At 29.5% G+C, this 13,405-nt stretch carries 14 protein-coding genes; 1 reads left to right on the plus strand and 13 read right to left on the minus strand.

Translation table 11 applies throughout. The features are described from left to right. Nucleotides 1–3 precede the first annotated feature (3 nt). The 11 genes from FDN13_RS04520 to FDN13_RS04570 all read right to left on the minus strand — a co-directional run bounded on the left by FDN13_RS04520 (nt 4) and on the right by FDN13_RS04570 (nt 10,055). The gene (locus FDN13_RS04520) at nt 4–1,374 is read right to left on the minus strand and encodes a V-type ATP synthase subunit B (RefSeq protein WP_138981020.1); all 1,371 of its coding nucleotides are present in this window, start codon (nt 1,372–1,374) and stop codon (nt 4–6) included. A 10-nt stretch (nt 1,375–1,384) separates the two neighbouring features. Next, nucleotides 1,385–3,154 (minus strand): V-type ATP synthase subunit A, encoded by a 1,770-nt coding sequence (locus FDN13_RS04525; protein WP_138979113.1) that lies wholly within the window; start codon nt 3,152–3,154, stop codon nt 1,385–1,387. 11 nt (nt 3,155–3,165) lie between these two features. Further along, nucleotides 3,166–3,768, minus strand: coding sequence for a V-type ATP synthase subunit E (locus tag FDN13_RS04530; RefSeq protein ID WP_138979114.1), 603 nt, complete (start codon nt 3,766–3,768; stop codon nt 3,166–3,168). A gap of 9 nt (nt 3,769–3,777) precedes the next feature. Further along, entirely contained in the window at nt 3,778–4,086 is a 309-nt protein-coding gene (locus FDN13_RS04535; protein ID WP_138979115.1) for a V-type ATP synthase subunit F, read from the minus strand. Between the two features lie 11 nt (nt 4,087–4,097). Beyond that, nucleotides 4,098–4,517 (minus strand): ATP synthase subunit C, encoded by a 420-nt coding sequence (locus tag FDN13_RS04540; RefSeq protein WP_138979116.1) that lies wholly within the window; start codon nt 4,515–4,517, stop codon nt 4,098–4,100. Between the two features lie 12 nt (nt 4,518–4,529). After that, the gene (locus FDN13_RS04545) at nt 4,530–6,560 is read right to left on the minus strand and encodes a V-type ATP synthase subunit I (protein WP_138979117.1); all 2,031 of its coding nucleotides are present in this window, start codon (nt 6,558–6,560) and stop codon (nt 4,530–4,532) included. Between the two features lie 29 nt (nt 6,561–6,589). Next, nucleotides 6,590–7,549 carry a hypothetical protein gene (locus FDN13_RS04550; RefSeq protein ID WP_138979118.1) on the minus strand — a complete coding sequence of 320 codons (960 nt, stop codon included), beginning with the start codon at nt 7,547–7,549 and terminating at the stop codon, nt 6,590–6,592. A 13-nt stretch (nt 7,550–7,562) separates the two neighbouring features. Continuing rightward, the gene (locus FDN13_RS04555) at nt 7,563–8,609 is read right to left on the minus strand and encodes a V-type ATPase subunit (protein ID WP_138979119.1); all 1,047 of its coding nucleotides are present in this window, start codon (nt 8,607–8,609) and stop codon (nt 7,563–7,565) included. Nucleotides 8,610–8,635: 26 nt separating this feature from the next. Next, on the minus strand, nt 8,636–8,965 hold the full coding sequence (locus tag FDN13_RS04560; RefSeq protein WP_138979120.1) for a hypothetical protein: 330 nt from the start codon (nt 8,963–8,965) through the stop codon (nt 8,636–8,638). 436 nt (nt 8,966–9,401) lie between these two features. Beyond that, entirely contained in the window at nt 9,402–9,704 is a 303-nt protein-coding gene (locus FDN13_RS04565; protein ID WP_138979121.1) for a Dabb family protein, read from the minus strand. A 54-nt stretch (nt 9,705–9,758) separates the two neighbouring features. Then, nucleotides 9,759–10,055 (minus strand): hypothetical protein, encoded by a 297-nt coding sequence (locus FDN13_RS04570; RefSeq protein WP_138979122.1) that lies wholly within the window; start codon nt 10,053–10,055, stop codon nt 9,759–9,761. Nucleotides 10,056–10,216: 161 nt separating this feature from the next. Here FDN13_RS04570 and FDN13_RS04575 point away from each other — a divergent pair, with 161 nt between their 5' ends. Then, complete coding sequence (locus FDN13_RS04575; RefSeq protein ID WP_138979123.1) at nt 10,217–10,636, plus strand: DUF3842 family protein; 420 nt, start codon at nt 10,217–10,219, stop codon at nt 10,634–10,636. A 16-nt stretch (nt 10,637–10,652) separates the two neighbouring features. On the opposite strand, the gene FDN13_RS04580 is transcribed toward FDN13_RS04575, so the two are convergent. Then, the gene (locus tag FDN13_RS04580) at nt 10,653–12,113 is read right to left on the minus strand and encodes an IS1182 family transposase (protein WP_138979124.1); all 1,461 of its coding nucleotides are present in this window, start codon (nt 12,111–12,113) and stop codon (nt 10,653–10,655) included. A 164-nt stretch (nt 12,114–12,277) separates the two neighbouring features. Then, nucleotides 12,278–13,339 (minus strand): HD-GYP domain-containing protein, encoded by a 1,062-nt coding sequence (locus FDN13_RS04585; RefSeq protein WP_138979125.1) that lies wholly within the window; start codon nt 13,337–13,339, stop codon nt 12,278–12,280. Nucleotides 13,340–13,405 lie beyond the last annotated feature (66 nt).

Here is a 13,405-nt window from a genome sequence, read left to right on the forward strand (position 1 = left end):
CAATCACCCCCTGTAATATGCATCTATCGTTTTGGGATCAATTCTATCAAGTTCAGTTTTAGGAAGTATTGAAAGTATGTCCCATGCTATTTCAAGAGTTTCCTCAATGCTCCTATTCTCTTCAAAATCCTGTTTCAAAAATCTTTCCTCAAAGGCCCTTCCAAACTCAAGATATTTCTTATCTATATCAGAAAGTTCATCTTCTCCAATAACTTGAGATAATGCGATAACTTCCTGAACCCTTGAATATGATGAAAAAATCTGACTTGAAACTGATGGATGGTCTTCTCTTGTATATCCTTCCCCGATTCCATCCTTCATAAGTCTTGAAAGTGATGGAAGTATGTTTATTGGAGGATAAATATTCCTTTGAAAAATTTCTCTGCTTAATACTATCTGGCCCTCTGTAATATATCCTGTTAAATCAGGAATTGGGTGGGTTATATCATCATTAGGCATAGTAAGAATTGGTATCTGAGTTATGGAACCAGAAGATCCTTCCATCATTCCTGCCCTTTCATACAAACTTGCAAGATCCGAATAAAGATATCCTGGATAACCCTTTCTTCCTGGAACTTCTTCCCTTGCTGAAGATATTTCTCTTAAGGCTTCACAATAACTTGTGATATCTGTCATTATAACAAGTATGTGCATATTATGGTTAAAAGCAAGATATTCAGCAGCAGTTAAAGCACATCTTGGGGTTATAATTCTTTCAACAATAGGATCATCAGCAAGATTTAAAAACATTACAACCCTTTCTAACACTCCAGATTCCTCAAATGCTTTTAAAAAATAATGAGCATCGTCATGCTTTACACCCATTGCAGCAAATACTACAGCAAAATCCTGACCTTCTTTCTCGGATATTTTAGCCTGTCTTACAATCTGTGCTGCAATTTGATTATGTGGTAGTCCATTACCTGAAAATATAGGAAGTTTTTGACCTCTAATCAACGTTGTAAGCCCATCAATAGCTGAAATTCCCGTCTGTATAAAGTTCCTTGGATATTTTCTTGCAACAGGATTTATAGGACGCCCATTTACATTAATTTTGGTTCCACCAAATATTTCTCCTCCATCGTCAATAGGCTCACCAATACCATTAAAAACTCTGCCTAAAATATCTTTAGATAGTGTAATTTCAAGTGGTTTACCTGTAAACCTTACTGAAACATCTTTAACAGACATACCAGATGTTGTTTCAAAAACCTGTACTATCGCCTTATCTTTATAAAGTTGAACAACCTTCCCATGCTTTGTACCACTACTTGTCTTTATTTCAACTATTTCATCGTAAGCAGCATTTTCTACACCAGATAAAACAATAAGAGGACCTTCTATTTTATCAAGCTGTATATATTCCTTAATAATGTTCATAAAATCACCCCTCATAAGCTTCGATAAGGCTATTAAAGTATTCTGTTATTTCCTTTTCTAATATATCAAAATCATCTTTGTAATCATTTGGGATAGAATATTTCATCTTTAAAATTTTATTATAAACATCACTATTTTTTATCTTTGATACAGGTATTCCTTTTTTTATTGCTTCAATTGCGTTTTCATAAAAAAACTTTATAACTTTCAACATTCTATACTGTTTATTAAGTGGAACATAAGTATCATCCTTATGATATGCATTTTGCTGAAGATAGCCTATTTTTATAAGTTTTGCAACTTCAAGTATAAGCCTTTGCTCATCAGGCAGAACATCTTCTCCTACAAGTTTTACTATTTCAAGAAGTTTACTTTCCTCTTGAAGAACTCTTAGCATCTGACCCCTAAGGTTCATCATATCATAAGAAACATTATCCCTATACCATTCATCAAGTGATGCCAGATATCCACTGTAACTTGAAAGCCAATTAATAGCTGGATAATGCCTTGCATAGGCAAGTTTTTTATCAAGACCTAAAAATGCACCAACAAACCTTTTAGTATTTTGAGTTACTGGCTCAGAGAAATCCCCACCAGCAGGGGATACTGCACCAATTATTGTAACTGATGCCTCATTTCCTCCAAGCGTTTCTACATAACCTGCTCTTTCATAAAATTCAGCAAGTCTTGAAGGAAGATATGCAGGATAACCTTCCTCAGCAGGCATTTCCTCAAGACGACCTGATATTTCACGTAGAGCCTCTGCCCATCTTGATGTAGAATCAGCCATAATTGCAACATTATATCCCATATCCCTAAAATATTCAGCAATAGTGATACCTGTATAAATAGATGCTTCTCTTGCAGCAACCGGCATGTTTGAAGTATTAGCAATAAGTATTGTTCTATTCATTAAAGGAAGATTGGAATTAGGGTCAATAAGCTTGGGGAAATCCTCTAAAACCTCAGTCATTTCATTTCCTCTTTCCCCACAGCCTATATATACAATAATATCTGCATCGCTCCATTTTGCCAGCTGATGCTGAGTCATAGTTTTTCCAGTTCCAAAGCCTCCAGGTATTGCTGCAGTACCTCCCTTTGCAACAGGGAAAAATGTATCAATAACTCTTTGTCCTGTTATAAGAGGCTTTTGAATAGGCATCCTTTCTTTAACAGGTCTTGGGATTCTAACTGGCCATTCCTGATACATCTTTATATCATGTATTTTTTTACCGTCATCTATCTTTAAAAGGACTTCTTCCATATCATAACAGCCTGATTCTATAGCATAAACTATTTTCCCACTAATGTCTGGAGGAATCATAAGCTTATGAACAATCAAAGGTGTTTCCTGAACAGTTCCAAAAATACTTCCTTCGTTTATAATGTCTCCTTCTTTTACCTTAATGGAAACCTCCCATTTCTTAGTTAAATCAATTGACGCAAGTCCAATACCTTCACTTATAAAACCTCCTGATTTCTCATATATAAAACTAAGAGGCCTTTGTATGCCATCAAATATGTTGCCAATAATTCCGGGACCTAACTTTACAGAAAGAGGCTTACCTGTAGATTCTATTTTTTCTCCTACTCTAAGTCCTGTAGTTTCTTCATAAACCTGTACAGTCCCTATATCACCATCAATAGATATAACTTCTCCTATAAGTCTTTTTTCTCCTACTGTAACCATTTCTCTCATTTTAAACATTTCCATATTATCAGCCTTTATAACAGGTCCATTAATATATGTTATAGTACCTTGAATTTTGTCCATATAACCACCACCTATTGTAATACCTCAAAGAGCTTTTCACCAATTATTTCCCTTGAATTAATTACTCTGCTTGCCATAGACATATCAATTCTCATATTACCTTCTTTATAGTTGATTATAAAACCACCTGTTATATTATCATCTAATAAGAATTCTACTTTCTTATCACCACAGATATTTATTATATCCTGTTTAAACCTTTCAATATCCTTTGATGTTAATATAACTTCAATATTTTTTGCATCTTTTAATTCTTCTAAGACTCCTTTAAAGTCTCTTAAAAACATATTCTTATATTCATCAGAATCTGTAAATTTTATGCAATATTCCATAACATTTTTAATTAATTCGTCAAAAATCTCTTTTCTTTTTTCAAGTATTATCTTTTTTTCTTCAACCTTTGCTTTAGATATTATCTGTAGCTTTTGTTTCATTATATTTTTTTCACTTTCATCTCTTAGCTGCTTTGCTTCTTTTTCAAATTCTTCTTTCTTTTGAGCAATCAAATTACCATATTCTAAATTAAACTTTTTTAATAAATTCTCATTTTCCTTTTCTATTCTGTCATATATTAGCTTAGTAAAGAGATTTAGTTTTTCTTCAATGGTTATCATATAATCACCTCATATCCTAATACCTATAGAATCTCTTACATAACCAGTTATATAATCTTCACTCTTTATACTTCCATGTCTATCAGGTATTTCAACTATCAAAGGGGACTTCATTTTTTGTTTTATATTGTTTATTTTATCCCTCATTTTTTCTGCTAATTTTTCTGTAATTATTATAATTAATATATTCTTATCCTTTATAAGGTTATCTAAGAGCTTTTCAGCTTCTTTTTTTTCATTTACGATTGTGCCTTTTATCCCTGCAAGCCTCATTCCAACAAGAGTATCCCTGTTGTCACTAATAAGATATATATTCATAGAATCACTTCCTATAATCTTCCTAAGATCATTATGGATATTATAAGTCCATATATTGCAATACCTTCTGCAAGACCAACAAAAATAAGTGTCTTACCAAGTATCTTTGGATCCTCAGATACAGCACCTAATGCTGATGATCCAACAGCTGCAACTGCAATACCAGCTCCAACTGCTGCAAGGCCTGTTGAAAGTGCAGCTGCAATAAATCCAAGGCCTGATGAACTACTCATAACTCCTTCAGCATAAGCTACCTTTGGTATTGATGTTACAATAATCCCAGTCAAAACAGGTATAAGTGAGCAAAGATTAATTTTTAATGCTCTTTTTACTACCTTTTTATTTGCCTTAACACCTTTATGAAAATCTATAATTCCTTTTGTTATAGTTACGATTACAATTAAAGTTGCGATTAATACAAAATAATACATTTTTTCATCCTCCTATTCAATGTTTAGTATTAGTTGTTTTTTACTAAGTCTATTTATACGTTTTTTAGCATTATCTATAGATGCTGTTAAATAGCAGGGATTATATTCATAGCCTGTACCTGAAAAATACTTGCTGAAAAGCTCATAATATTCAAGCCTTAATCCTTGAATGAACACTATAAGGCCTTCAAGTCCAATAATTATAACATTACCAAGTATCATAGTAGCTGTACTTTCAATGTTATTAGCCATCATTTTAGAAAGAGTTGCAAAAGCAATAAAAAGCCCAACATGGTTAATTGCAAATGCACCAACCCTTATAAAGGATAATGTATTGCTAAGTAAACTAAGAAGAGTTTCAAGTATTCCAAATCCACCTTCAATGTAATAATCATATACAGATTCACTATATAAAGGTCTAACACCTTTTATCAAATTTGATAGAGGCTCTTTAAGAACCATTATAATAATCAATGTTATTAAAATAATAGTAATAGCTCCTGAAGGAATAAATGTATCTTTATTTAACACCTTAGCTACAATATAATAAAGCAATAGCCAATAAAAAGAAAGCCCTGCTACACCATTTCTGCTAAATATTCCATTTTCAATGTCCCGCCTTTTATATGAATTAATAAGATTATATAAATAACCAATCGAAAGAAGTATTACTCCAAATACTATTGCTGCTATAAGCATTACATTTATTTCTTCCATAGGTCTTACAACTAATTCCTTTATTATATTTTCATATCCAAATACACTTCCATATATAAAACCAAATATAGTAGAACTTATACCTAATCTTGCAAGGACTCCACCAAGATTAGGCCTCCTTTTAAACCGATTTAAAATTTCTCCTATTAAAAATAGAACCAAACCTTGTCCAACATCACCAAACATTGCTCCAAATAAAAGCATATAGCTAATACCAACAAAAGCTGTAGGATCAAGTTCATTATATGAAGGTATACCATACATTTTAACAATTGATTCGAAAGGAGTTAACATATAGCCATTTCTAAGGCATGTTGGAGGGTTTAACCCTTCCCTTAAATCTTTAGCTTCTTTAAAAACTATAATTAGATTTTTATGTTCTGCTTCTAAACTCTTTAATAAATTCTTTTTCCTAAATGATGGTATCCAACCTGTCAAATAAAAAAACTCATCTGTACATGCTATAAAACTTTTAAGTTCTTCTATTTTAAATTCCATCATTAACCTTGAATAATATCTTTCTACATTTTTTAAATTATCATTTTTTATGTCTAAAAGTTGTTCTTTTATAGATTTTATTTCATCTTTAATTTGATTTTTCCTATCTTTTAGCTTTTCAAGCCACTTTGAAGGAGTACCAATGAATCTCATGTTGATTTTAAATTCATCAAAACTTAAAGACATTAAAACTCTATCAACTTCTATCTCAAAGGGTGATGGTATAAAGGCCATTAAAACAGCAATATCTGCATCACTATATACTTTAAAAATAATAGCTGATATATTTTCATAATTCTTTTTTAATTTATCAACATTGTACTTTGGAATAACACCAATTTTCATCTTTATATATTTCATATCAAGTATTTCATCAAGATTAATATTTATATTCTTTATATACTTTAAATACCGTTCAAGTCGCTCTATATCATCGTTTTCTTCATTAAGCTTAATAACCTTTTCATGTTTTTCCTTTACAAGCTCATATAATTTATTTATTTCATCAATATCATTTTTAAATTCATATTTTTCCTTTAAATATTTATAGCTAATTCTTTTTTTCATTCCAAATATATCGAAAAGGCCATCAACTTTACGTTGAATCTCTTGAATATTTTTCTGGCTGTTATATTGTTTTATATAGTTAAAGTCAACAAGAGCATCAACATTGTCTTGAGCCCTTAATATTGGAAAGTTGTTTTGATTAATTTCATTTATTGCATTTATCATGTGTACAGAAGATGAAAGCACTATCTTTCTCGCTATATTATCAACTTCATTCATTTGACCTATTATATTTATCATTTCCATTTTTTCTACAGCCATTTTACCACCCCAAAAATTTGAACTTAAATTCAATTATTACAATAATTAACTATGAGCCTTTCATTAAAAGGTTCCAGCAAACTTTCAACTGCCTTTTTCTTTCCCTTAGAAATACTTGCAGCAATTATAAAAAAATTGTTTATCATTATTACATTTGATTTAATTTTCTCCATTTGCATCTCTATATTTAAATGCAATTTGTACTTAATTATATCTTTATATAGCTTCTCTTTAATCACCAATAATTCATCATTCAAAGACATTATGTTGTTATTTAATATTTCTATTCTATTTTTTAAAGCTTCTAAGTATTCTTTAAAGCACTTAGCAGAGCCCATTTCAAATTTATATTCCTCAAAGTTTAGCGAATTTAATACTCTATTTACTTCTAATTCCATAACCTCTGGAATTAAAATAAATAAAAAAGCTTCATCCTTATTTTCATAGACCTTAAATATTATTGCTGCAATATTTTCATAATTTTTCTTCATCTTATCCATACTATACTTTATTAGTTTACCTGCTTTAAACCTTATATAATTCATATTTATTAAGGAGTCAATATTTTCACTAACATCTTTACTAACAGTCAAATACTCTTTAAGCTTTTTTAAATCCTCTAATTCATTTTTAAGCTTTAAAAGAGCATTATTTTTATCTAATATTTCTCTATAAATTTCATTTATTTTTTCTATATCTTTATTAAAATCATACTCTTCTACTTTTTGATTCTTTGGGAGAACTAATTTCATGTCTAATATTTTTATAATCGCATCAAGTTTTCGCTTAGTATCTTCAATAAGATTATTGTTATTGGTATAAATTTTGATTATATCTTTGGCTTCTTTTAAAATATCTACTCTTTTTTCTATTTCCTTTCTCGCATCAATAAACTGTACATATTCACTTTTAACTAAATTTCTAAGCACTCTGTCACTATCATCCTGATATCCAATTATGTTAACAGTTTGCCTTTTATTAAATATCACCTTATCACCTCAATTATATTGCCTTAATCAAATATTTCTTTGTTTCATCAAAGTCCATGGCATATCTAACATTTTCAATCATAGAAATAATATCTCTTATCTCAAACTCTATTAACTGCATATAGGCAAGTACTACTGATAAATCCTGCTTAAATCTTCTTTTGGCAAATTTAGTTCTAAAATACATATATCTGTTTATTCTTCTTTCCATAAAGATTTCCTGACTTTCATCTTCTTTAAACATGAATGAATAAGGTGTTTTCTTAACTTTGCTTATAAAGTCCTCTATATTTTTTGAATAGCAAAATTCCTTAATCTTTAAATAGTTAAATCTATATCCCCTGTTTATTGTATAATTAAATAATTCCTCTGGTAATAAATTATAGTATTTTTTCCCTCTATATATCCATTGAAGATTGAGCATATCAATATATGATCCATAGAGCTCAAAAAAAGCCTTTTGATCCTGTTTATCAAGTTTTTTTACGCTTCCTTCCAAAACACTAAAAAATGCCCTGTCTAGTGCCATTTCAAATCTAAAAAGGCTTTCGTCTTCATTACCATCAATGAGATTTTTAAGAAATGGCTCATATACAGTTCCTTCTAAAGCATGAATTATTTCTACAACACTTTTGGCTTTAACAATAGATTCAACATCCATATTTCTATATTTACCGGCAAAAACCATATTTTCTCTGAGATTTGAATAGGACTTATCTATTTGTACTAACCTTGCAGCCTTTTTTAAATCATATATTTCATATTTCATATAAAAACACTTGAAAAAATTTCTATAATTCCCATTAAAGTAATGAATTAGCTTATCCATGTGGTTTATAAGTCCCTGCTTTAAATGTCTTTCAAGCTCATCTCTATGAATATAAGCTAAATCTATTCCTTTAAAAAATTCCCCATAAGCAGTATTGTCTCTTAAATAAGCAGCTATTTCACTTGTTGACTTTAAATTTATTATTTTTTTATAATCCTCAGTTTTAAGAAGTTTTCCTGACATACTTTGTATTTTTGTATTTACTGCAGAAAATCTAACAACATTATTCATAAAATCACCTGTCTTTGGCTACTTTATTATGCTGACTGCATAAATATATGATTAAATATTTCCTTTACCAATTCACATTTTTGCTTTTCAAATTTTCTTTGCATTTCTTCACAAATTTTATAAGACTGTGCCTTTATTGCTTCTGCATCAACTAAAGCTTTTTCTTCTTCTTCTTTCTCCTTATTTTTGATTTTCTTAAGCTCACTCTCTACAATCTGAACCCTTAAATGCTCAATTTCTTCCTTTACTTTCTTTTTTCTCTCTTCAAGCTCTTTATCAAAATTTCTTTTAAGTTCTGCTGCATTTTTATCGATATGAATTATATTCTTTATAACTTCTTCCATTGATACATCCATAACAACTTCACCTCCAAAAATCATATTACATATTTTATTACTCTAAAATTATTATTACAAATAAAAGAATCCAAAAATTTCTTTATAAATTATTAAAAACAATTATATTACCTTATTTCATTTAAAAAAAATATATATACATTCAAAAATCTCTAATTATCGTTCAAATTGTAATATTTACATAAAATTGAACTTTAATTAACATAAATTTAAACTTTTTTATAAGAAATTGTAATAAATTTTATATATAAATAATATAGAGATATTCTACAAAATATAAGGATATAGGAAAGGTGAAAAAGTATGAAAAATAAAAATGTTCATAAAATAACAAAGGAAGTCATAGAACAGTGCCTTGAAGAAGCTATTGAAAAAATAGAATTTAAGAAAAAAATAAGCCCTGTTAACAATAAATAACAGGACTTATTTTTGTATATTAAGCTGTATAATCAACTACTATCCTATCTTCCCTTACCTTAGCAATAAATTCAGCCACCTTAACATGTTCAGGATGATTTTGATATTTTTCTAAATCTTCAATGTTTTCAAATTCAGAATAAAGCACAAGGTCAAAGGCTGCATTAGAAGTGTTGATATTAATCCCAACCTCTATATGTTTTATTTCCTTTATAACATCTTTTAACCTTTCAAGATTTTCCTTTATAATCTTTGCATTTTTTTCTTTATTGTTTCCTTCTGCTTCATCTTTAAGCTTCCAAGCAACTACATGCTTAACCATAAAAACACCTCCATTTTTAATTCTAACCTCTAATAACAATCATTGCAATATACATTATTTTGATTCTTTTTTTTGGTTTTGATAAATTTTATCTATACTTCCAAACAAGTCATGTAAAAAATTGGAGCCTCTGCTAACTATAAGCCCTGTAAGAATATAGCCAAAATATTCTACACTAAAATTTATAGCAAATAACTTAAAAAAGTCTACTTTAGCTAAAATACAAATAAAAATACCTATTATTATTGTTCCTATCCTATCTGTATTTAGCCCTTTTTCCTTTTTAATAAGTTTTATCGTCTCCCATATAGACTCTGTAAAAAGTGCTACTATTAATAATTTATCCACCAAAATCATTCCTTCATTCTTATTTATAGTAAAATATATTCTTTGATTTTAAATTTTATTTTAATAATCATTTTTTTCTGCATTTATTAATAACTAATTGACTAAATATTATTAGTTTGTTAATTTATACTTAACAAAACTCATTAATTTTGTAGGAGGATAATATGAGAATTGCAGTAATAGATGGTCAAGGTGGTGGAATGGGAAAAACTATAATAGAAAAGCTAAGAAAATCAATCGGTGAAGGCATTGAAATACTTGCATTAGGTACAAATGCATTTGCAACTGCTAATATGGTCAAAGCAGGTGCAAACGAAGGTGCAAGTGGTGAAAGTGCAATATGCTATTGCTGTAAAACTATAAAACTTGATTGTATAATAGGTCCTATCGGAATAATATGCCCAAACAGTATGTTAGGTGAAATAACGCCAACCATGGCAGAATGTATATTTAGTACAGAATGCAGAAAATATCTTATCCCTGTAAATAAACATGGACTTTACATACCTGGAGTTAAAGATATGCAAATTAACGATTTCATAGAAGAAATAGTAAAAGAAATAAACTCAAGCAAAAACACCTAAAATATAAGCTTTATTCTTATATTTTAGGTGTCAGATTGTAGACAAAAACAGCTCTCCATAAAGGAAGAGCTGTTTTCAAATGTAAGATATATAATTTTCTAAGCAAAAAAGCTTTATTAGGTCCGGTTTTCCCAGACCTCCATAGCCAGTTTGCCATCTTTTTTAAATTCATACAAGCAGCAACAAGCATCGCCTGCGCTGTTACTTTTTTTAATCCTCTTAGGGTCGTAAAGCGCATGCCATGCTTTTCCTTCATATCTGCAAAAACTCTTTCTATCGTTTCTTTCCTTTTTTCATATATTTCTTTATTAAGAGTTGTATATCTTAGATGCTCGGCTTCTTCAACATAATCAGCCCATATATGTCGGTTTATTACCTTTGTATAGTCTTTACTGTTTGTACATTTATTTCGATATGGGCAATCCTTACATGTTTTAGAATCTGATGCATATTCTCTATATCCTTCTCTATTAGTTGTCCTATAGTTTAATATTTGATTGTTAGGACATATATAACAGTCATAATATTCATCATAGACATATTCATATTTTTTAAAGAATCCTTCCTTAGTCATTGGGCGTGTATATGGCATTACAGGTCTAATTCCTTGATCTATTATTGTTTTGCATATATAGGGTGTTTTATACCCTGCGTCTACTACAATATATTCAGGCTTTCCAACATTCTTTTTTACTTGCTCTAATATTGTATCAAACATGGTGTTATCATGGACATTAGCAGCTGTAGCAGTTATTCCAAGTATAAAACCATTCCTATCACATGCAGCATGAAATGAATATGCAAAACATTTCTCTTTTTCATTCTTTCTTAATACTCCGCTATCTGGATCAGTCTTGCTAATTTTTGTTTCTTTAACTTCTAGTTTTTTTTTACTCATATCTAATGGCTTTTTACCATGTAACTCTCTATCTTCGTTTATCTCTTTGTCCAAAAGCTCTTGATATACACGGGCTTCTTTTTCGAGTTTTACCTTATCATATTTTTTCTTATTAGCATTTGCCTTTACGTGGGTTGCATCAATAAATACAGCGTCTGACTTGATTAATCCCGCATTCACTGCTTCCTCTAATATTCTAACAAATATTTTTTCAAAAATATCTGTATTCTTAAATCTTCTTACATAGTTTTTGCCAAACGTAGTGAAATGAGGAATTGGGTCATAAAGTCCATATCCTATAAACCAACGGTATGCAATATTTGTTTGAATTTCTGATATCGTCTGGCGCATTGATTTAATCCCGAATACATATTGAATAAATACAATTTTAAATAATACAACTGGATCGATGCTTGGCCTACCAATATCCTTAGAATATTTATCTGATACAAGATCATATATGAAATCAAAATTAATAGCAGCCTCAAGTTTTCTTACCAGATGATTTTCTGGTACTAATTGATCAATTGAGCATATTTCTATTTGTGTACGTTTTTCATTTTTTTCTTTAGTTAGCATTTTAAACACCACCATATTTAATACTTTACTATATATATTCGACATAAATTAAGAGAATCCTTTTTGCTTTTGAGGATTCTCTTAAAAAAATTTTATACTTTGTCTTCAGTCTGACACCTAAAATATAAGCTTTATTCTTATATTTTAGGTGTTTTATTTACAAACTATATAATTACTGATTCAATTGAAATATCAATAACATCAACAAGATTTATTTCAAAGGGACTTATTTTATTGTGGCTTTTATCATAAATTATCCTTACTATAGGCCTATCCGGGAAACCTTTATTATGTCCTACAACAAAACCCTCAAGTCCATTAGTAAGTTTAACGCATGCTCCTAGAGGATATAAAGAAAAGTTGTTACGAAAAATATTAACAAGATCCATGTCAAAAAAAGTTCCACCATTAGCAAGTATAAATTCATAAGCTTCATTAGCTAAAAAGCCTTTTCTATACACTCTATCACTAACTATAGCATCATACACATCACTAATACATGCAATCCTTGCATATTTTGATATTTTATCACCCTTAAGCCTATATGGATAACCATTTCCATCAATTCTTTCATGATGCTCAAGAACTATACTTTTTCCTCTTGCATTTATATAATCTAAATTTTTTATCATTTCATATCCAAGTTCTGGATGAGTCTTCATAATATCATATTCTTTGTCGGTAAGTTTTCCATTTTTATTTAATATCTCTATAGGTATCCTCGTTTTACCTATATCGTGAAGTAATGCTCCTGCTCCAAGATCCATAAGCATAGGCTTTGAATAAGACATTTGAACTCCATAAAACAATGAAAGTACACAAGTATTTAAAGAATGGACGTATGTATAATTATCAAAAGTTTTTAATTCAAGAAGATATATAGAACTTATATCTTTATTTTCAAGAAGATATTCAACTATATTAGTAATAGCATTTATAGTGTTTTTTACGTCAACACAACCTGTATTTTGTATCTTTGAAAAAACACCCGATATAGATTTTACAGCCTCCATTTTAACTTCTAAAAACTGAGGATCCTCAGGCTTTATATCATCAAGCATCCCATCTTCTATATAAACATATACTATACCTAAGTCTATCAGTTTATTTATATATTTCCTATTAAGAGCAACTCCCTCTTTTAAAAGTAAACATCCATCTACTCCAAATACACTTTGAGCGAGGACATCTCCTTCCTTTGCTCTTTGTAAACTAATTAACCTCATTTTTGCACCCCTCTAATAAAGTTTAACAATTATACCCTTATTTTACGTTTTTTTTACTCATTTTTC

The organism is Caloramator sp. E03 (assembly GCF_006016075.1).
Lineage (GTDB): Bacteria > Bacillota > Clostridia > Clostridiales > Caloramatoraceae > Caloramator_B.

Bases quoted from the DNA above. Each gene is read 5' to 3' on its own strand.
- FDN13_RS04525 (WP_138979113.1), bottom strand. From the start codon at position 3,154: ATGGACAAAATTCAAGGTACTATAACATATATTAATGGACCTGTTATA.
- FDN13_RS04530 (WP_138979114.1), bottom strand. From the start codon at position 3,768: ATGATAACCATTGAAGAAAAACTAAATCTCTTTACTAAGCTAATATAT.
- FDN13_RS04535 (WP_138979115.1), bottom strand. From the start codon at position 4,086: ATGAATATATATCTTATTAGTGACAACAGGGATACTCTTGTTGGAATG.
- FDN13_RS04540 (WP_138979116.1), bottom strand. From the start codon at position 4,517: ATGTATTATTTTGTATTAATCGCAACTTTAATTGTAATCGTAACTATA.
- FDN13_RS04545 (WP_138979117.1), bottom strand. From the start codon at position 6,560: ATGGCTGTAGAAAAAATGGAAATGATAAATATAATAGGTCAAATGAAT.
- FDN13_RS04555 (WP_138979119.1), bottom strand. From the start codon at position 8,609: ATGAATAATGTTGTTAGATTTTCTGCAGTAAATACAAAAATACAAAGT.
- FDN13_RS04560 (WP_138979120.1), bottom strand. From the start codon at position 8,965: ATGGATGTATCAATGGAAGAAGTTATAAAGAATATAATTCATATCGAT.
- FDN13_RS04565 (WP_138979121.1), bottom strand. From the start codon at position 9,704: ATGGTTAAGCATGTAGTTGCTTGGAAGCTTAAAGATGAAGCAGAAGGA.
- FDN13_RS04575 (WP_138979123.1), top strand. From the start codon at position 10,217: ATGAGAATTGCAGTAATAGATGGTCAAGGTGGTGGAATGGGAAAAACT.
- FDN13_RS04580 (WP_138979124.1), bottom strand. From the start codon at position 12,113: ATGCTAACTAAAGAAAAAAATGAAAAACGTACACAAATAGAAATATGC.
- FDN13_RS04585 (WP_138979125.1), bottom strand. From the start codon at position 13,339: ATGAGGTTAATTAGTTTACAAAGAGCAAAGGAAGGAGATGTCCTCGCT.